The organism is Nostoc sp. (genome assembly GCF_035638895.1).
GTDB lineage: Bacteria > Cyanobacteriota > Cyanobacteriia > Cyanobacteriales > Nostocaceae > Nostoc.
Genome location: NZ_DASQZC010000427.1, coordinates 13,109 through 33,932, shown reverse-complemented (window position 1 = coordinate 33,932; position 20,824 = coordinate 13,109). Strand labels below are relative to the sequence as shown.

The 20,824-nt window shown below is 38.7% G+C and carries 15 protein-coding genes; 10 read left to right on the top strand and 5 right to left on the bottom strand.

The features are described 5' to 3' along the window. Window positions 1-10: 10 nt before the first annotated feature. A complete protein-coding gene (locus VE944_RS21755; protein WP_324981712.1) occupies window positions 11-1,516 on the bottom strand; it encodes a VMAP-C domain-containing protein in 1,506 nt (501 codons plus the stop codon). 7 nt (window positions 1,517-1,523) lie between these two features. Continuing rightward, window positions 1,524-2,585, bottom strand: coding sequence for a trypsin-like peptidase domain-containing protein (locus VE944_RS21750; RefSeq protein WP_324981709.1), 1,062 nt, complete (start codon window positions 2,583-2,585; stop codon window positions 1,524-1,526). Between the two features lie 337 nt (window positions 2,586-2,922). On the opposite strand from VE944_RS21750, the gene VE944_RS21745 reads away from it, so the two are divergent. Continuing rightward, window positions 2,923-3,672, top strand: coding sequence for a sucrose-phosphate phosphatase (locus VE944_RS21745; RefSeq protein WP_324981706.1), 750 nt, complete (start codon window positions 2,923-2,925; stop codon window positions 3,670-3,672). Window positions 3,673-3,702: 30 nt separating this feature from the next. Here the strand turns inward: VE944_RS21745 and VE944_RS21740 are convergent, their stop codons facing one another. Next, window positions 3,703-7,506, bottom strand: a complete 3,804-nt coding sequence (locus tag VE944_RS21740; RefSeq protein ID WP_324981703.1) for a WD40 domain-containing protein — start codon at window positions 7,504-7,506, stop codon at window positions 3,703-3,705. Window positions 7,507-7,720: 214 nt separating this feature from the next. On the opposite strand from VE944_RS21740, the gene VE944_RS21735 reads away from it, so the two are divergent. The 4 genes from VE944_RS21735 (at window position 7,721) to VE944_RS21720 (ending at window position 14,174) form a co-directional block, all read left to right on the top strand. Continuing rightward, on the top strand, window positions 7,721-7,942 hold the full coding sequence (locus VE944_RS21735; RefSeq protein ID WP_324981700.1) for a helix-turn-helix domain-containing protein: 222 nt from the start codon (window positions 7,721-7,723) through the stop codon (window positions 7,940-7,942). After that, complete coding sequence (locus VE944_RS21730; RefSeq protein WP_324981697.1) at window positions 7,932-8,468, top strand: helix-turn-helix domain-containing protein; 537 nt, start codon at window positions 7,932-7,934, stop codon at window positions 8,466-8,468. The genes VE944_RS21735 and VE944_RS21730 overlap by 11 nt, the downstream gene beginning before the upstream one ends. A 241-nt stretch (window positions 8,469-8,709) precedes the next feature. After that, on the top strand, window positions 8,710-9,603 hold the full coding sequence (locus tag VE944_RS21725; protein WP_324981695.1) for a hypothetical protein: 894 nt from the start codon (window positions 8,710-8,712) through the stop codon (window positions 9,601-9,603). A gap of 110 nt (window positions 9,604-9,713) precedes the next feature. Beyond that, window positions 9,714-14,174 carry a WD40 domain-containing protein gene (locus VE944_RS21720; RefSeq protein ID WP_324981692.1) on the top strand — a complete coding sequence of 1,487 codons (4,461 nt, stop codon included), beginning with the start codon at window positions 9,714-9,716 and terminating at the stop codon, window positions 14,172-14,174. 102 nt (window positions 14,175-14,276) lie between these two features. Here the strand turns inward: VE944_RS21720 and VE944_RS21715 are convergent, their stop codons facing one another. Continuing rightward, complete coding sequence (locus VE944_RS21715) at window positions 14,277-15,545, bottom strand: IS1096 element passenger TnpR family protein (RefSeq protein WP_324981689.1); 1,269 nt, start codon at window positions 15,543-15,545, stop codon at window positions 14,277-14,279. Continuing rightward, window positions 15,538-15,714 (bottom strand): hypothetical protein, encoded by a 177-nt coding sequence (locus VE944_RS21710; protein WP_324981686.1) that lies wholly within the window; start codon window positions 15,712-15,714, stop codon window positions 15,538-15,540. The genes VE944_RS21715 and VE944_RS21710 overlap by 8 nt, the downstream gene beginning before the upstream one ends. 247 nt (window positions 15,715-15,961) lie before the next feature. Here VE944_RS21710 and VE944_RS21705 point away from each other — a divergent pair, with 247 nt between their 5' ends. The 5 genes from VE944_RS21705 (at window position 15,962) to VE944_RS21685 (ending at window position 20,820) form a co-directional block, all read left to right on the top strand. Next, window positions 15,962-16,216 carry a hypothetical protein gene (locus VE944_RS21705; protein WP_324981683.1) on the top strand — a complete coding sequence of 85 codons (255 nt, stop codon included), beginning with the start codon at window positions 15,962-15,964 and terminating at the stop codon, window positions 16,214-16,216. Then, window positions 16,213-16,620 (top strand): type II toxin-antitoxin system VapC family toxin, encoded by a 408-nt coding sequence (locus VE944_RS21700; RefSeq protein WP_324981680.1) that lies wholly within the window; start codon window positions 16,213-16,215, stop codon window positions 16,618-16,620. Before VE944_RS21705 ends, VE944_RS21700 begins: the two co-directional genes overlap by 4 nt. 18 nt (window positions 16,621-16,638) lie before the next feature. Then, window positions 16,639-17,109 carry a Cys-tRNA(Pro) deacylase gene (gene ybaK, locus VE944_RS21695; protein ID WP_324981677.1) on the top strand — a complete coding sequence of 157 codons (471 nt, stop codon included), beginning with the start codon at window positions 16,639-16,641 and terminating at the stop codon, window positions 17,107-17,109. A gap of 175 nt (window positions 17,110-17,284) precedes the next feature. Continuing rightward, a complete protein-coding gene (locus tag VE944_RS21690) occupies window positions 17,285-17,533 on the top strand; it encodes a helix-turn-helix domain-containing protein (protein WP_324981672.1) in 249 nt (82 codons plus the stop codon). Between the two features lie 131 nt (window positions 17,534-17,664). Beyond that, window positions 17,665-20,820, top strand: a complete 3,156-nt coding sequence (locus tag VE944_RS21685) for a type ISP restriction/modification enzyme (RefSeq protein WP_324981669.1) — start codon at window positions 17,665-17,667, stop codon at window positions 20,818-20,820. Window positions 20,821-20,824: the final 4 nt, after the last annotated feature.

Sequence of the window (20,824 nt, the reverse complement as noted above, 5' to 3'; positions counted from 1 at the left end):
TACTCCTAAATTATGATGAAGAAAACTCCAATGCTGGGTTTGGCGGTATTCGATTGGGGTCGTCCCACCATAAGACTAAATGATTACCCAAGTGCATTTCATGGTCAGATCCTAAACGACGTTGTTCTCTAACGCAGGTGGACAATTCGTGCAATGGTTTTTTTAGTAACGCATCAAAGTGTTCAGCATTTTTGAGACTGTTTAGCTCACAACGTGACCAAATTATAATCGGTGTCCCAGCACTGTGGATTGCACTAAGTAGACCATTTCGCTCTGAGTCTGATAAATCACAGCAGATTTTAAGAATAATTTTCTCAAATAGCAAATCTCTCAATTTTTTGGGATCAAAACAAGCTTGAGAAACTGTTATAGCCTGCTCATAACAGGGAGGAGCTTGCCAAGTTAGCTGAACTTTTTCCCAATTTCTGCGCCAATATGAACCCTGTTGTGTGCGTAATTTTTTCAGTCGATCATAGGAACGCACTACAACCCGAAAATCCTTACCAATAGTGATATTACAATCTTCGTCATCCTTATATTCCCATTTTTCCACCTCATCACAGAGACGATCGCGTGGTAGGAAAATTTCAATAGTTAGTTCTGTTGGTTGTCCTTGCAAGTATTCTTCAAAACATTGTTGAAGCAATTTACTGAGCAATATTGGTAATTTCTCCGGCACAAATGAAATTTCTGATTGCTGCTCGTCAACTGTTAAAAGTTTAAAACGTTCCCAAGGATCTTGAATTGTATCATCAGGAATAAACCAAGCTTTAATATATAGTTCTTTACTTCCTTCTGGTCGAAGTTGAATTAACAGATAGGAATGTAGGACTTGTGTGGATGTAGTTTTAACTTTAACTTCAAAAGATTCATTAGTTAATAGTTGTTTGAGCTTTTCGCGGATAATTGGGGAAATATTTTTATCTTGAGTTAGTAAAAAAATAAATTCTAACAAAGCTGAACTATTAGATTTTGATTGAGGAATTTCTTCTAATTGCTTGATAATCTCATCAACATCTTTGGGCTTTCCTCTCCAATCAAACCATCCATCAGGGACAAATACTGAGAAAGCCTTAATTATCGCAGCTTTATCTGGAATATTTGAAAGTAATAAATTTATTTGATTTTTAACGTTTTGTTGTGTAATATCTCTAGTAGTTAAGTTATTGCCTTTTAGCAAATCTTTTAAAATATCTTGTTGGCTTGTCTTATCATTAAGCAACTGTCGCGTCACTTCATCTATGCTTAGTTGCTTCTCAAATGATACATCCTCACGAACGACTTCCAGTAAAGTACAAAGTGCAGGTTTTCCAGAAGCAGTTTTGTCAAAAATTCCTAATTCATTAATTAAATTAGGAATAAAATCATTTGTAGGCATATCAAAGACTAGTCGATACTGCACCGGTGTATTAGTACCCAATGCCCTAAATAAATACGCCCGACGTTGGTTTGCATTTTCCATCACGGGTCTAAGTAACGGTAATATTTTGTTCATTAAATCGCTACTTATTGCCATCGCCTAACTATCTCGATAAACAGTTATAAATCCTTGGAGCATTTTTCTGGAGGTCATTCAACAAAGCGATAGCACTTGTTCCCGCATTGCGTAGATATCTGCGTTGAGTATTAGGTTCTGGAAGCATCCCTCCGCTATGGTGTATACCAACTACTTGAAAATTATCATCAAACACAGGTGAACCAGATGATCCTGGTTCTGTACTGGTAGTGTATTGTAGTACGCTATTATCGGCGTAAGCAACAAAATTATTCTGTATGGAGATTTTTTTTAAATGCCCGCCTGGATGCTGAATTATCGATACGCGGTCATCTCGCCGCATTAGTTTACTCTTGAAAATTAAAGGCTTACCGAAATCGGGTACTTCTTTTAGGGTTACTACTGCATAGTCCAATTCTTCATTAGTGTAAAAAGTACCCCCAGCTAAAGCCCCAATAATCTGTGTTGGGCATTCTTTCGCGTTGATATCCAGTTGATAGTTAAAGCTAAAATCACTTTTTTCTCCTACTTCTTGACTATTAATAACGTGATTGTTCGTCATTAGTAAATCAGGCGCAATCATAAATCCTGTGCCTAAACCGTCTGGAGTGGCGATCCGAACCACGGCTTTTGAAGCTTCCAGAGCCAAGTTTAAAATGTATATATCGCGTAATGTATTTTCCCCAATAATCTTTTCTTTGATATCAGCTGTACTATCTACTCCCTTCCACTTGCCAATTCCACGGCTAGGACTGACTGGAACATCAAGTGGGTAGTTCCGAAATAGTTCTACGATAAAGTCTTTATCTTCATCCCCAGTGTAAGGCTGAATACAGTTGAGGAAGACAGCGAGGGCTTCTTTATCGTAAGCGACTCGTCCAAATTGAGCTAAAAATCGCACCACTTCCACAGAAACACCCATCGGCGTACCATCCAAATCTAAACGCGCCAGCATGACATCTGCTTGGGCTACGCCTTGCAATGCACCTGCAACTAAACGACGGCGATCGCGCACGTTGGCAAAGTCGGGTAAATTTTGGACAATACGGGTAAGTTTTTGGAAGTCAGGTTGCGATAGCTGTACGGTCACGGGTTATGATATCCTTTGAAACTTGCTTTACTAAATTGAAAATTATAGGTAATATACAGTTTAATATAAATATATTTTTTAAATGCTTTTAACTTAAATACTCCTAATTTCAAAAAAATCTTCATTACAGCACTTACGGCAGCTATGAGGTACATTCTAAAAGCTGAAAACGATGATAGGAAAGGGGCTAGGAGAAAAGTATATTGCATAATAGCCGGAAGCGCTGTATAACTGCTACAAAAGGAAAATTGCCACGTTTAGTAAATAATTAATAGAATCGTTAGAAATATATATTAGTGTTTTAGACTAATCTTATTGATATGAAAGGAGTAGAAAGATGAAATCATTTATGTTTGTTACTGATTTAGATCATACACTTGTAGGTGATAACGAAGCTTTAGAAAAATTAAAGAAGGAATTAATCAATCATCGAGAAAAATATGGGACCAAGATTGTTTATGCAACAGGTCGCTCACTAACATTGTATGATGAGCTAAAACAAGAACAAAATCTTTTAGATCCTGATGCTTTAATTACATCTGTAGGGACTGAAATATACTTCGATTCTAATTATAAGACTCCTGACTCAGAATGGTCTAATAAATTATCAATTGGTTGGAATAGAGACTTAGTAGAGGAAATAGCTGGAAAGTTTGAAGAATTAGTTCTTCAACAACCATCTGAACAGCGTCTATTTAAAGTTAGCTATCTTGTTAAAGAAGAGGCAGCAAAAAAAGTTTTACCTCAACTTGATAAACTTTTACAAAAAGAAAATATTAAATTTAATTTAATCTATAGTGGTAGCAAAGACCTGGATATTTTGCCTCTTCATGCTGATAAGGGTTTAGCAGTCAAGTATTTACAAAGCAAATGGCAGTATGATGCTCAAAAAACAGTTGTCTGTGGAGATTCTGGTAATGATATAGCTTTATTTAGCGTAGAACAAGCAAGAGGTATTATTGTAGGGAATGCTCGTTCTGAATTACGTGATTGGTATGAAGTAAACAAAACAGAGTATCGCTATTTCGCAAAGTTATTCTATGCTAATGGCATTTTAGAAGGTTTGCACCATTTTAAGTTTATTTAAGAACATCGATTAATAATCTGCTTGAAAATATCACTCATCTATAGCACCTAAAGTTATAAGTGTATCTTTTTGAGCTTTCTTTAAACCTTTAACACCAGAAATTATCATACCTTTATAAGGTTTGCTATCTGGTTCTAACGTTCCCAAACACTTACCTGTAAATATATCCCATATCTTAATAGTCTGGTCTTGACTACTGCTAACGAGCATCCCTCCTTTTGGACTAAAATTAATAGATTCTACAGATCCTTTATGACCTTCTAAAACCCTAATACTTTCTTTGTTTGTCTTACTCCACAATCGGATCTTTTTATCATGTCCACTGCTGGCAAAAATTAGTCCATCTGGATGAAATGCTACACAAAGTATTCTATCTGTATGCTCTTCAAAAGTACCAGTACATACTCGCTTTTCGATATCCCATAAGTTTACTTTGTTGTCAAAACCTCCACTTATCAAAGTATCACCATCAGGGTTGAAGGCAATCGAATGAACTTGATTGTCATGTTCTCCTAAAGTTTGAGCTTCATCTGTCTCTAAGTTCCACAAGAGAATCGTTTTATCACGGCTACTACTAGCAACCCAATGACCATCAGGGCTGAAAGCTAACGACAAAATTCGACGGGTGTGTTTTTTACAAGACTCACCCAGTATTTTTGGTGTTGGTTTTGGCTTAGTTAAATCCCAAACAATTACTTGGTGGTCGTTACCGCCGCTAACTAATTTTTTACTATCTGGACTAAAAGCAACTACTCTAACTCTATCAGTATGTTTTGTTAGCGGATTATCAGCATCACATACCCATTTATCATCTTTCAGATTCCACAAATATATTGTATTATCCTCACTTGCACTAGCTATCTTTTTACCATCTGGGCTGAATACAACAGACCAAACCCAGTCTGTATGTTTTTGTAATGTTTGAATACATTGTTTCGTCTGAACATTCCATACACGTATTCTATTATCTTCACAGCCACTGACAAGTCTTTTTCCACAAGTGCTAAATGCAGTAGACCAAATTCGATTGGTATATCCTTGTATAGTTTTTTGAAGTTTCCCGTTACTAACTGTGTCCCATATTTTGATTGTATGGTCATCTCCTCCGCTAATTAGTAAATTAGATTGTGTGGGTTCCGGACAAAAAGCAATTGCACGTAACTGATTTTGATGTGCGCCCAATTTTGTCAATTTGTAATCATGAAGATTACACAAATGTATATTATGATGCTCATCAATACCATTAGGATTTTCGTCAGTACTACCAATAGCAAGAATTTTGCTATCTTGACTAAATGAGAGAGTCCAGACACGCTTAGTTTGAGGCTCATGTAGAGTTTTAAAGGATTTCTCTTCATCTATTCCCCATAGTTTTATAGTTCCATCCTCACTACCACTGGCAACAATTTTACCATCATGACTAAAAGCAATAGAACGAACTGTTTTACTTTGATCATGCTCCTTAAATGTATGCAAAATCTCAGTATTAAAATCAACTTTAGATCCTTTAGATTTTATTAGTTTAATTAATTTTACTAATCCATCTTGACAGCCAATAGCTAAAATATTTCGACCATTAATTGCAATAGACGTAATAGACTTAGATTCGTTATTTTCATTTACTGGTATTTCCGTCAAATTATTATTTGTTAGATTATATATTGTAATATTTTTATCACCTCCAGCTATTAAATATTTGCCATCATGCATAAATATTACTGAATAAATACATTGGTTAACATTAATATTATTTGTTTTTGTTTCTTTTTCTACATCCCATAATCTTATAATTTTATCTTCTCCAGCACTGGCGATCGTTTTCCCATCAGGTGCGAAAGCTATTGACCAAATTTGACTACTGCTATCTTCATCCCTAAATAATTTGACTTGTTTATAAGTATCAGTTTCCCATAATCGCAAATCTCCATTAGCTTCTGCTGTGGCAAAATACTTTCCGTCTGCACTAAACACTACTGAATGTATACAGCCGATATTTTCAGAAAAACTTGCCTGAGACAAATCAGAATTTCTAAAATCAATTCCATTTAATTCTTGACCTTGTAAATCTGCTTTACCTAAAGGAATCTGAGAAAAATTAAAATTTTTCAAATCTATAAGATTGAAATTTTTATTATTCTCTGAATTAAATTCTAAAACTAGGTTAATAATATTACCTCCAAGATAGCCCTTTATTGGCTCTTTATCACGCCAAGTTTTCAGCATTGAAACCAATTGATTTTTAATTTGTGATATATTTTTATTATCTTCACGTAGTTTATTTATAATTGGCGTAAGAATACGACGCTTTTGAATCTCTTTAATATAATCTTTAGCTTGTGAGTCAAGCAGTGGATAATCGTCAATTAGTGATGGTTGATTCTCAGATATCTCTTGATTAACTACATCAATAATTTTTCGAGTTACATAATCCATAATCATAGGTACTTGAGTATACCCAGAGGGAGAGCGTATGATTAATGACATAGATTCTAAGCTATCAATGGAATTATCATAATTAGATCTTAATAATGGTTTAAATTCTTCTTTTGCCGCAGGTTCATTTTTAAAGGCAAGCCAATACATTAATTTCCGCTCGTTAATTCCAAGACTATTAAACTGTCGATCTAAAATATCTTCAATTCTCTTTTCTAAATCTATATTATCTGATAAAGTTTTAATAAAATCATTAATTTCTATATTACTGTATGATGATATTTTTCCAGCTACTATCTTTAGTATGACTGGATTTCCTCCAAAATGCTTAACTAATTTATCCCAGTTATTTTCATCTACTGCCGAAATTATTTTATCTAACCCCTCATCCTGCTGAAATATTTGTTTAATCTCTTCTGATTCTAATCCTTTTATTTCTATAAATTGATTCTTGCTTTTAATTTTTTCATCATTCAAAATAGAAGGATGTCTATGACAAGTTATTAATAGAGTACTATTATGAGGTTGTAATGCTGCCTGCTCCAAAAAATTACCAAAATTTCCCCATGCTTCTTTATATTTTGTCTCGTTATTATCTATTTTATCTATTATTTCTGTTAAATCATCTAAAATAAGTAAGCAGTGATGGTCTTTTAAATAATTAATTATAGTTTGTATTCTATCCAATGAAGTTATTGAATTATTCGACAATTTAGCATTTACAGATAAAAAATTAAGTAGTTTGTTTAAAAAATCCTCAAAAGAGGCATAAATACGAAGGTTTTTCCAAATTACATATCGAAAATTATCTTTCACGTTATGAGTGAATTGTGCTGCTAAACAAGATTTTCCCATTCCCGCCATGCCGACTAATGTGACAAGACGACATTGGTTGTTAATAATAAATTGATTGAGTTGTTCTAACTCTTTTGTCCGCCCTACGAATGGAATATTAAAAAGAATTTTATCTGCTTCTTCCAAATCTTCGTTATATGTAGTCGAGCTATCTAATACTGATATTATAGTATTTGAAGACGATTTTTTTAATAATGGTGAGTTAATTAAAAGTAGAAGTTTGTCTATACGTTCTTTCCCCTCTATCCCTACCTGTGATTTCGTATGTTCTAAAACCGCATAAAAAGCTTTTTCTCCACCAATATTTACTAACTGAACCAACATTTCTGGTGTGAAATTTGCTACAGAACCATTCCAGTTAATATGTTGCAACACAGGTGCATCATTACCTAAAGCTAAAACTAAAAAAGAGCGACGGCTTCTCTCGTCTTCCAAGAAAGGGCGTAATAAATTCACTAACTCATTGAGAATGTTAGATTCTAAATTGAGATTTTGAATATTTTTAACATTGTTATTAACTTGCTTTGGGTTTTCTGAGTCCGACATGGGTTAGTTTGAGTAATTTTAAAGGTTGTTGTTATAAATATTACTAAAGTTCACTGTGCAGAGACAGTTATCGAATCTGTCACTCCACTCAGTGGCTATAAAAACACTTTAAATTCTTAGTTAACTTTATACTACAATTACTCTACAATAGTGTTAACTACTTTGCAATAACAGTTAATTGTGAATATATTCAGTGGCAATCTAAGGTATGCCCATGAGAAATCGGATTAAGGAATTTGTTGACAGCAGGGGAATAAGCGTTTATCAGTTCTGGCAAGAAACTGGTATTAGCCGGACTACTGCGTATAGCTTGTATAATAATTCCGCTCAGTATCTTGGCAGAGATGTAATGGATGCGATTTGTAGTCGATACAACATACAACCAGATATTTTACTGAAATGGATACCAGCCCAGGAGTTGAACAATGGGGATTAATCCTGCCTCTACTAAAACTAAGGTTGGAGAGATAGCTAGAGTTTGTATTTATTGTGGTTCTAGCAATCGACTACTTTTAGATCACTTTATTCCAAAGTCAATTACAAAAAGCGATCGCCGCTTTACTGTTCAAGCCTGTCATGCTTGTAATTTCAGTAAGAGGAACCAACATCCTAAGCTGTGGTATTTTCGTCATTTCTCATTTAAAAGCGAGTGGAACTCTATACTGGCAGATGTAGGTTTAACTGAGTCTGAAATTGATGCTTGGATGACCCCGCCCCCAGAGCAATGTTTTCTTAGAACAAAACTACCCGAATTGATGAAGTCCAGAGGATTAGACCAAAAAACCCTAGCAGCAGAAACAGGGCTTAGTCCCACCACTGTAGGGAAGCTTTACCGTAGCCACTTTGACCGCATAGATAACCACACGGTCACGACGCTTTGTAAGTACTTTGGCTTAAGAAAACTAGATGATTTAATTGAAATCATTTGGGAAGAAGATGATATTGAAGGTAGGCAAGTGTGAGTGTAGTCGCACCCGGATTAATCAATCTTTTATCTTTACGGCCACTTGTGTTATTGCAATGCAAAGACTTGTTAGAATGTGCCGCCATCTATTTAGGTATTCAGTATCGGCAATTAGTGCCTTATGTTTTGCTTGAGAAGCTGCACCTACAACGGGCTACGGCTACGCAAGTACATAAAACACTGAAAATATATTTGCAATTGACTTTGAGTAAATGTTACTAAGCTAAAAAGGTGGAATCATGACTAAACCACCTTCTAAACGCAAAAAAGCCACCTCTACCGTATCCAGTGGCAGCATATCACCAAATAATCTTGCCCAAGAAGAAAATCCAGCTACAGCAACAATTACAGTTACTGCTGTTGAAGTCCCAGAGTTGACCCAGGAGGAGCAAAGTGATCGCCTGCACCTAGAGCGGCGTGTGGAAAGAGCCTTTTTTGAGGCAGGGAAGGCGTTGGCAGAATTGCGCGATCGCAGACTCTACAGATCAACTCATAAAACTTTTGAGGAATATTGCCGCGATCGCTTTGGTCATAGCCGTCGCCAATCTTATCTTTTAATGGATGCGGCTGTTGTTTTCGATAATTTGATGGAAAAATGTGATCAATTTGATCACATTTTGCCGACAGCAGAGGGACAAGTTCGACCGATGACAAAGCTTGAACCCCAAGAACAGCAAGAAGCGTGGGTAAAAGCAGTGGAGCAGGCAGGGGGCAAAGTGCCACCAGCTAGAATCGTTAAAAACGTAGTGCAGCAAATAATGGAACGCACCCAAGTACCAAACACTTACCAGTTAGGCGAAGTATGCCAAATACTTGCAAAGGACAATCCAGAACTCAGAGGTAAGGGTGGGTGCTGGGGGATAGTTAACCATGTGGGCCAATTCAGTTGCACCGTCAAAACCTGGGATGGGGAGTACGCCGTTGGGTTGCAGCACCTGAAGTCCTTCAACTACCTGCCCCAGGAGTGTGAGCAGATGCGGGTGATTTGCGATCGCATCGGTCGGGTGTATTCAGACTCACTGGAGGAGACAGTCAAAAGTCTGTTGCAGTTGTTAGGTAAGGTGAATCGGGCTTATTTAACTGAGTTGGAAGAAAAACTTTTAAGCCTTCTAGAGTCCGAAGTTAAAGCCTAATAGCTAACTGTACTGTCAACTCTTCATAAAACTGTTTTTGGCAGTATATTATTTGTAACAGTAATTAACCCTTAGTTAGCAAGATAGCTCTGTGTTTTTGGAGTATTTTAATGAGCTTGATTAACCTGGATCTGGTCTTCAACGCAATTACTAGCATCGCCAACCCTTTGATTAAAGAAAAAATTCTGCGTTCGGAGACTGTAATTAAGTTACTCCAGCAATTTAACCTAGATCCAGAGCATCCACCTGCTGATTTTAGTGGTGTTTATGCTTACGCTTTAGTAGAATATGGCGTAGGCAAACCTAAGCCATTGCTCGAATTGTTCCGGCAACCAGCAATTAAACAAGCTTTTCGCACAGCATTAGACCACAATAACCCCTCAATTCTGCTTTCTGAGGTTGATGCTTTTCTAGATACTTATACCTTGGGTGATGAGATTAGTAGTTTGGAACTTGATGTCAGGCGAGAAGTGGCTGAATTTGCAACTGTATTTATCGAAGTTGCTAAACGAACTCGCACACCCTCTGATGTTTTGCTAAATCAGAAAATTGGTTCTCTACATAAAAGGATTGCTTGTATCCAAGAGCAAATGGAAAGATTGCCAACGCTGGAGGGGATTCGGACAGAAATAGCAAGGTTGGCAGTAGAGAATTATCCCGCACTACCAGGAACTGCGACTGCAAACCAATGTAGAGCGATCGCACTCGCCCAACAGATGCGAGGATGGTTTGAAACCTTGGGCTATGACTTTGAAAAATATGAAATCTGGGCAGAAGAATATTTTGCATGGATAATTCACATCCCGGTACGTCGCGGTTTTGACCGCATTCTTATACGTGGCGTTGCTGGAGAAATTGGACTAAGTGATGTGATGGCATTGCGTTCCTCTGTTAATGAGCAAAAAACTGATGAAGGATGGTTAGTAACTACCCGCCGCATTTCCCGGGCCACAAGAGATGAAGTCAAGAAAGAGGAAAATCGCCATCTTGATTGTTTCACTTTTGACGAATTAATTGACTTGGATGCCGACTTTAATGCTTATATTGACTGGCTAGAAGAGGAAATCAAACGCCGAAAAATTGATACTAAGTATGTACCGATTGCTTGTACTAAAGAAGAAATTGAGCCAATTACTAAGCGGCGAATCGGGGTGAGTCGTTATGAGGAAGAGGACGGCTGGATTGATGGCTATATAGACCTTTGGCTTGATGACCCAGCCAAAGAGCATATTTCAATTCTGGGAGAATTTGGCACAGGTAAAACTTGGTTTGTCTTTCACTATGCTTGGACTGCTCTGCAACGTTACCGTGATGCCCAAAAACGTGGTGTTGAACGTCCCCGCCTCCCTCTGGTAATTACCCTGCGTGACTTTGCTAAAGCCTTAAATGTGGAGAATGTTTTGGCAGGTTTCTTTTTTACGCAACACAACATCCGCATTAACAGCGAAGTCTTTGACCAACTCAATCGCATGGGTAAGTTGCTGCTCATTTTCGATGGCTTTGACGAAATGGCAGCAAAAGTTGACCGTCAACAGATGATTAACAACTTTTGGGAACTGGCGAAGGTGGTAGTTCCCGGTGCTAAAGTCATCCTCACCTGTCGTACTGAGCATTTCCCAGAGGCGAAGGAAGGACGTGCTTTATTAAATGCAGAACTGCAAGCTTCAACTAAAAAATTAACTGGCGAAACACCTCAATTTGAAGTCTTGGAATTGGAGAAATTTAACGATGAGCAAATTCGGCAGGTATTGTCATACCAAGCTGAAGCATCGACAGTAGAACAAGTAGTAGGCAATCCGCAATTATTAGACTTAGCCCGTCGCCCAGTGATGACTGAATTAATTTTAGAAGCATTGCCAGATATTGAGGCGGGTAAACCTGTGGATATGTCAAGGGTTTATCTGTATGCAGTGCGGCGTAAGATGGAACGGGACATCAAAGCGGAGCGTACTTTTACTTCTTTAGCAGAAAAACTTTACTTTTTGTGCGAAATCTCCTGGGAAATGCTGTCCAGTGATCAAATGAGCCTGAATTATCGACTGTTCCCAGAACGCATTCGCCGCTTATTTGGTTCTGTTGTCCAAGAAGAAAAGGATTTAGACCACTGGCATTACGACATGATGGCGCAGACGATGCTTGTTCGTAATGCTGATGGTGACTATACTCCAGCCCATAGGTCGCTGTTAGAGTTTTTCGTGGCGTATAAATTTGCAGCAGAGTTGGGGGCGTTAGCTGAAGATTTTACAGAATTAGCCGAAGCACAGTCAGGTTTGGATAGCAGTACAACCCCTGTTGATTATACTTGGTCTGGTTATTTTTCGCGTCAAGGGAGTGGGGAGGCGATGACTGCGGCAACACCTTTTGGGAACGCACCGCTAAGGGAATTTAGAAACGAGTCTTTGGATAAGTTAAGGCAGACCTTTGGTAAAGCACCACTCACTAAAGCTGTGATGGATTTACTTTTACCAATCTTAAGTGATAGTGAGCCTCTTATTCGGATGATTGAGGCAACACGAAACAAAAGCGAAGAAGAGGTGGGTTACCTTGGCGGGAATGCGGCAACATTGGCGGTGAAGGTTGATAAGACCGCATTAGAGGGGAGAGATTTCAGCCATGTTGTGATCAAAGGTGCTGATTTTACCAATGCCAGTCTTCGTCGTGTCAATTTAGTTGAAGCAAAGCTGTTGAATTCTAACTTATCCAAAGTCTTTAGCAGCGTTTTATCAGTGGCAGTTAGCACCAATGGAGAAGTTTTAGCTACGGGTGATAAGAGTGGGGAGGTTTGTTTTTGGCGACTTTCAGAAGGTCAACCAGTTTTAAGTTGTAAGGGACATACTGATTGGGTAAGGTCAGTTTGTTTCAGCCCCGATAATAAAATTTTGGCTAGTGCCGGTGGAGACTATACAGTGAAATTGTGGGATGCCAACACTGGTAAATGCCTCAAAATCTTATTAGAGCATACCAGTCGTGTAGTGTCAGTTTGCTTCAGCCCCGATGGCAAAATTTTAGCTAGTGGTAGTGAAGACTATACAGTCAAGCTCTGGGATGCTAACACTGGTGAATGCCTCAAAATCTTAAAGCATACTAGTCGTGTAGGGTCAGTTTGCTTCAGCCCCGATGGCAAAATTTTAGCTAGTGGCAGTGAAGACTATACAATCAAGCTCTGGAATGCTAACACTGGTGAATGTTTTAAAGTCTTATCAGGACATATTGGTTTGATTGAGTCAGTTTGCTTCAGCCCCGATGGCAAAATTTTAGCTAGTGGTAGTGAAGACTATACAATCAAGCTCTGGGATGCTAATACTGGTGAATGCATTAAAACTTTTTTAGGTCATCTCAGGCGGATTTGGTCAGTCTGTTTTAGTTTCAATGGTCAAACTTTGGTGAGTGGTAGTGGCGACTCAACTATTAAGGTATGGAGTATTGACACAGGTGAATGCGTCAATACTTTGTTAGGGCATACTAACTTAGTTAGATCGGTTTGTTTTATTCCTAACAGTCAAATCCTTATTAGCGGAAGTAATGACCATACTGTAAGACTTTGGGATACGAATACAGGTGAATGTCTCAAAACTTTTCAAGGATACAGTAATGGAATAGAATCAGTTGCTTTCAGTTCTAATGGTTCGATTTTGGCTAGTGGTAGCGACGATCATACCGCAAGAATTTGGGATGTTAGCACTGGTGAATGTCTGAAAATTTTGCGAGGGCACACTCATAAAATCTGGTCAGTTGCTTTCAAGCCTCAAAGCATGACTCTAGCTACTAGCAGTGATGATGATATCAAGTTATGGGATACTAATACTGGTCAGTGCCTCATAAGTTTACAACCTTTGAGAAGGGCAATCGTCTCAATTGCTTTCTCTCCTGATGGTAATATCTTAGCTATTGGCAGTGAGAATCGTACTGTAGAACTTTGGTGTGTTAGTAAGGGTGAGCGTCTCAAAACTTGGCAGGAACACACAAATACAGTTTCGTCTGTTGCTTTTAGCCATCAAGGGACGATCCTGGCTAGTGGTAGTGGGGACGAGACAATCAAGCTATGGGATATTGATAATGGTTGTTCCCTAAAAACTCTAAAAGGACACGTTGGCTCAGTGGATTCAGTAGCTTTTAACCCAGATGGTCAAACTCTGGCTAGTGGCAGTCTAGACAAAACTATAAAGTTATGGAATATCAGCACTGGTGAGTGTCTAAAAACTTTTCAGGGGCATACTGCATTAGTTTGCTCAGTAGCTTTTAGTCCAAATGGCACAACTCTAGCCAGTGGCAGCACTGACCACACGATTAGATTGTGGAGTATTAGCACTGGCGAATGCCTTAAAATTCTGCAAGAGCAAGAGCATACTGAGTGGATTTGGTCAGTCACTTTTAGTCCAGATGGTCAAACTCTTGCTAGTGGCAGCCAAGATGGAACTATAAAACTTTGGGATATCAGGACAGGGGAGTGCTTGAAGACACTTAGGTGTGAAAGACCCTATGAAGCTATGAATATTACTGGGATAATGGGTTTAACCCAAGCTGAAAAAGCCTCCCTCAAAGCATTAGGCGCAATAGAAGATGGAGAATGAATCAGAGACTATATATAAGCAATGTTAAGGCGATGCCTGTGGCAACCCGTTCGAGGAACGCACCACCCATCCCTTTACACTAATACTGTAAGAGCGATCGCATCAGTAAATCTCTCCCTCTTCGCCATATTGTGCTGGCGGTTCACCATAAGATTCAAGAATCTTGGGCTTTTTCATTTTGTCATTGGCTGGTTCAATTTTCTCTACATATAAATCAAATTCCCACTCTTGCAGTAAATCGAAGATAAATTGTAAATGACTGCCTACCTCTAAGGATAAATCGCCTAAACGAAAATCGCAGGTATCAGGGAGAATTTCGACAACAGGATGATTAAATTCTAAAGTTCTTCCTAAACGGTCTTTGTGAATAAATCTGTAGAGGTGTTCTGGATCAAAATCAAATGCTTGCACAATTGCAGCAGCAACTTCATCTAAATTGAAGTAACTAGGAATAGCAATCCGTCGCCAAGAATCTTGTAAATTAGCTTTAAATATATAAACCCCATCAGTAAAACCGCCTTCAGCAATCACTAATGTTTGTGACCATTCCGGGAAATAGGGTTGGAGATAAGGTTTTAAATTGTCAAAAGCTATGCGAAAATCTAACCGAAAAGTGGCGTAATCTTCTACTTGGATATTTGAGCGACTTTCAGTTAATACAGCCATGAAAGCATTACCCCAAGCCTTGGGGTTTACATGAGTAAAACGCCAGCCTTTAGCGGCTTGTGGTTTTCCTAATGTCAGTTCAATTAATCCAAATAAATGTAAGAGAGCAAGATTGTGGAAACCAGGATAATAAACTAATTTATCTTGTTCTGAGTAATTATTAATTTTTAATCCTGATGATGGGAGATTGTTCCAAAATAATAAACAGCGATATGCTTGGTCAAACATATCTCTTTGGTCGCCTAAGAGTTCACTTTCTCCCCAAACTAACCAAGATTCTAGCAAGGTGAAATATTGTTCTGTGGGGTTTAATCCTTGCCAAACTTGCAGAATATTTTGGTCTAAAACCAACTTGCTATTTTTGCCTTCGGTAATAACTTGAGATAGTCCAGAGGTGCGGAGGAGGAAATAAAGACCGTGAATATAAGGATAGGATTTTTGTACAGGACGTTTGAGGTTAATATCTATGGGATAACTCAATTGTGAGTTAAGTTGTTGGAGATATTTAAGGGACAATTGGTGATAAGTACTACTAACTTCAACGCCGTTGGGTTGGAGAAATTCTAAAATAGTTTGAAAATCCCGCAGAATTGTTCCTGGGATATCTTGAGTAATGGTTTGCTGTTGAAGTAGTTCTTTTTTATCTTCCGTCAGTGGTAGTTTATCTCGGATTTGATCTGGAATGAGGGAAAATAGGTTACTCATCTGAGTTGAGAGGAGGAATTTGTATGGCGGTTAATCTCACAACTTGGCCATTTTGCCAAATGCTAATAGATTCTACTAGACGGCGATGTTTTTCAATAGTTTTCTTCATAGCGAGTTTAACACCTGCGTCGATTTGGCTAGATAATTTCTCAGAAATTGGCTTATTCATCTGAATGTCAGCAGATGCAGTTAATTAGCGATGCCTGCGGCGGGTTGCACTAAACATCAGTAGGTTACAGGAAAACAAGAACTTGGAAGAGGCTGCCCATGCTGTCTTAAAGCACTTGGGGGAGTTGAAGTAACCGTATTCGACTGATGTGGAAGAGAAACTGTTGAGTTTGATTGAGAAAGAATACGGCATCATAGATGAGGTACTACCCAATTCTTGATAAACCAAGGAATAGGAGAAAACAGTAATGCAAAGTATTAAGTTATGTTCTCATGTTGGGGCTGACGGCATTTTACACCTTAGTATCCCCACGGGGATAACAGACAAAGAAATAGAAGTAACAGTAATATATCAACAGCTAGAACCATCAGTGCCCCCGAAAACACCCCAAGAATTAGGATGGCCAGCCGGATTTTTTGAACAAACAGCTGGATCATTAGCGGATGACCCAATTCAAAGATATCCCCAAGGTGAGTATGACACTAGGGAGTCATTAGAGTGAGATTTTTGTTAGATACCAATGCTTGTATTGTTTATCTGAATCGTCCTATGTCTGCTGTGAGGCAGAGGTTAGAATCGCTATCACCAGCAGATATTGTTGTTTGTTCGGTAGTAAAAGCCGAACTATTCTATGGTGCAATGCGAAGTAATAATCCCACACGGACTTTAACATTACAAGAAGCATTCTTAAATAATTTTGTATCTTTGCCTTTTGATGATCGGGCGGCTCGGCTTTTTGGCACAATTCGGGTAGAGTTAGGGGCGCTTGGTACACCAATTGGGCCTTATGACTTACAGATAGCAGCAATCGCAGTTGTGAATAACTTAACATTAGTCACGCACAACACAAGAGAATTTAGTCGCGTTAGTGGGCTGGTGATTCAAGATTGGGAGCTTGAGCAATGATATCTTTTGTGGACTTGAATGAAAACTAATGCTGCTCGGCTACTTGATAAACTAGGTATTCCTTACCAAATTCTCACTTATGAAGTAGATCCTGCTGATTTGGCTGCCGAGAGTACAGCACACAAAGTTGGTCTTCCGCCAGAGCAAGTTTTTAAAACTCTAGTAGTCAGAGGTGACACAACAGGTATCTGTTTTGCTGTTGTGCCAGGAAATGCTCAGTTAGACTTGAAAGCCTTAGCGCGGATTTCAGGAAACCGGAAAGTTGAGACAGTTGCCCTAAAGGAAATGCAGCCACTAACAGGATACATCCGTGGCAGTGTGACAGCTTTAGCCTGTAAAAAAGATTGTCCGGTTTATCTTGATGAAACGGCAACCCTATTCGAGCAGATCACTGTTTCTGGTGGGATGCGAGGGATGCTGCTTCTGCTATCGCCATCTGACTATTTACGTGCTGTCAGTGGTACTTTGGGAGCAATTGTACAAAATTAGCATTAAACCAGTTCTGAACAAGCATACTTAAGTACAAGTTGCGTTTATTACATAGAAACATTAAAGTTGCAGTAAAAAAATAACAGTATATTAGCGGGTTACAATCTAGCATTAGCCTTACTAGGATATAGCGAATAACACATTATTTGATACTTAAGAAGTGGGTTTTGAGCTAATGACTATCAAAAAACCTTTGGTAATCGAACAACCAGAACTGGGGCGGCTCATACATGAACTTCGCACTGTAACGGGTTTAACCCAAGAACAATTTGCAACACATTTGGGCGTTACTTATTCCACAGTTAATCGTTGGGAAAATAAACGCTCTAGGTTATCACCGATGGCTATGCAGAGGGTTGAAAAACTTCTGCAAGAGATGGGTGATCAGGGGCAAAAACTGTTAGCGAAATATCAGTCAAATTAGTTCTGAGGTAAAAGCAGATTACCTCACTTCTTGAGAGCAGCACTTAAGCAAATTTGATATGGCGATCGCTCTTTTAAAAAGAGTGTGATTGCAGTTTTACTGTGCTGTTTTGAACTTAGTAAGGAAAATAAATGACTTTCACCAAAGAGCAGTTACAGGCTGTCATGACTGGTACAGATTTAAATCATCGTGTAGAGGCACTGCGGCAACTGCTAGGATATCCAGTGAAAGAGCATGATCCTGAAGGTTCTCGGTTTCGGTATTTGCGCCCTGGTGCGGATGAAGAAGAAGCTGAAGACACTTGCCCAATTGCTGTTGGCTTTTATGAGGAACTAGCAGGAGCAACAGACCAAGAAATCAAAAGATTTTTGACCTCAAAAGAACAGCAACAAGAAATTTACGGGCATTACACAAACCGAGTGGCTGAACAGCAACCAGTGATGTATTTGCTGTTGCCAACTGAAGAAGCTACAGGTCGAGTGCCGTTAGTGCTGCCAAACGAAGGGGGGTTGCGCCAACGTCAAATCCAAACTTTTGATTGGAATGAACCGCAACTAATAGCACGGTTAAACCGCTTAAAACAAGGGGAACTACCCATCGCAGCTAAGGGGCTAAGTTCGGTTCCCTTGGTGGAGTGGGTTTTCTATGAACCGATTAAGACGGCGAAGGAACTAGCGCAGTTGCTGGCTGAAGCTGCCCGTCGAATTGAGCAGGTCATTCCCCAAGTTTATGAGAAAGAAAAAGCTGATGGGTATTTACACCATCTGCTAGAGAGTTTTCAACGGGAACTACTGCCCGCACTAAAACTGACTCCTGATAACGAGAAAGATTATAGCTTTGCTGATATATATGCCCAGACCATTGCTTATGCACTGTTTACGGCCAGAGTATTCAGCTATGTGAGGGATAAAGAAGAAGGACGTGAAAAGAAGCCAACACATTTTGACCGCGAATCAGCTTGGCAGAAGTTACCAGAAACTAACCCATTTCTCCGTAAGCTGTTTAAAGATATATCTGAACGGAAAGCTGAAGAGTTGGGTGATGAGTTGATAGGTGCGATCGCAGAGATTTTCGGCATCCTCCGCGCTGCGAAAATGGATGCAATTCTGTCAGATTTCCAGATGAAGATGAACCGCGAAGATATTGTTATCCGGTTCTATGAGGATTTTTTGACAGCCTATAAGCCACAGATGCGAGAACGACGGGGTGTTTATTATACACCAGAACCTATAGTTTCTTACATTGTGCGTTCTGTAGACCATATTTTAAAAACAGACTTTAAACTAACTGATGGTTTAGCGGATGCAACAAAGGTAAAGGTTGAAAAGCCTGACAAGAAAGGTACGACGGAAACACATAAAGTTCTCATAACAGACGTTGCAACTGGCACAGGAACTTTTCTTTACAGTGTTATAGACCACATTTATAACTCATTAAAACTTGATACAGATGCATGGTCAAATTATGTTTCCCAACACTTATTACCACGACTACTAGGCTTTGAGTTATTAATGGCTCCCTATGCAGTTGCACACATGAAATTAGGGTTACAGCTAGCAGAATTAGGTTACAAATTCGATACTTTAGAACGATTACGAGTTTACCTCACCAATACATTACAAGAAGCATTTCAAATACCGCCTGCTGATGAATACGATAATTGGATTCGGGATGAGGCGGATGCAGCTAACCAAATTAAGCAAGAAGCACCAGTAATGGTTGTGATGGGAAATCCTCCTTATTCTGGTCATTCTGCTAATAATGGCATTTGGATTAGTAATCTCCTTAGAGGAAAAGATACAATCACCGAAAAAGTAACTAGCAATTATTTTGAAGTTGATGGGAAGCCACTTGGCGAGAGAAATCCTAAGTGGTTAAACGATGATTATGTGAAGTTTATTCGCTTTGCTCAATGGCGTATTGAACAAACTGGTTATGGGATCTTAGCTTTTATCACTAACCACGGCTTTCTTGACAACCCCACATTCCGTGGTATGCGTCAAAGTTTGATGGTAACATTTGATGACATTTATCTTTTAGACTTGCATGGGAATAGTAAGAAAAAAGAGCAATCACCCGATGGTTCAAAAGACGAGAATGTTTTTGATATTCAGCAAGGTGTAGCAATTAGCATTTTTGTAAAACGGCAAGATAATAAAAAACAAATTGCTAATATTTATCATTCAGCTTTATATGCTTTACGTGACAATAAATATAACTGGTTAAATCTTCATAGTATAGATACAACTCAGTGGAAAAAGCTAAATCCACAAGCTCCATTTTATCTATTTGTTCCACAAAATACAGATTTACTAGGAGAATATGAACAGGGATGGAAGGTAACAGACATTTTTTTTGTAAATAGCATGGGTATTACGACTGGAGATGATGCACGTTTTATCACTTTTAATAAAGAAGAACTAAAAGTAAAGTTTGAAAATATTAGCAAAGCTATTACCGTTGCTTATAGACCTTTTGATAATTGTCAGCTTCTCTATCAACCGGAATTATTAGCACGGGTAAGAATTGATTGTATGCGACACTTTATTGAGCAATTTAATCTTGCCTTGATTACAATTCGGAGACCTCGTAATCAAGAAATCGGTAATTTCTTTGTAAGCGACAGAGCAACAGATAAGTGTGCTATTTCATCACTAGATAATGCTCAATTATTTCCTCTTTACCTCTACCCTAACCCAAACAACCCGAAAGAATTAGAAGAACCAGTACGCCCTAATCTTTCCCCAATATTCCTCAAAGGCATTATCTCAAAACTCGGTTATATCCCCACACCAGAAGCCATATTTTACTACATTTACGCCATCTTCCACTCACCCACTTACCGTACCCGTTACGCCGAATTTCTCAAAATCGACTTCCCCCGTATTCCCCTTACCAGTGATAATCAACTCTTCACCCAACTGTCAACATACGGTGAAGAATTAGTAGCACTCCACTTAATGAAATCACCTAAATTAAACAATCTCATCACACAATTTACAGAAAATGGTGGTAGTCAAATAGTTGATGCAGGACACCCAAAATATACCAATGGTGCTGTCATTATCAACAAAAAAGGAGACAAATTTACAGGTGTACCAGAAGAAGTTTGGAACTTTTCTGTAGGAGGTTATCAAGTCTGCCAAAAATGGCTCAAAGACCGTAAAGGACGCACTCTCACCCCTGACGATATCCAACATTACCAGCGTATTGTTGTAGCCCTCAAAGAAACCATTAAACTAATGGCAAACATTGATGATGCAATTCCTGTTTTTCCTATTGAGTAAAAAG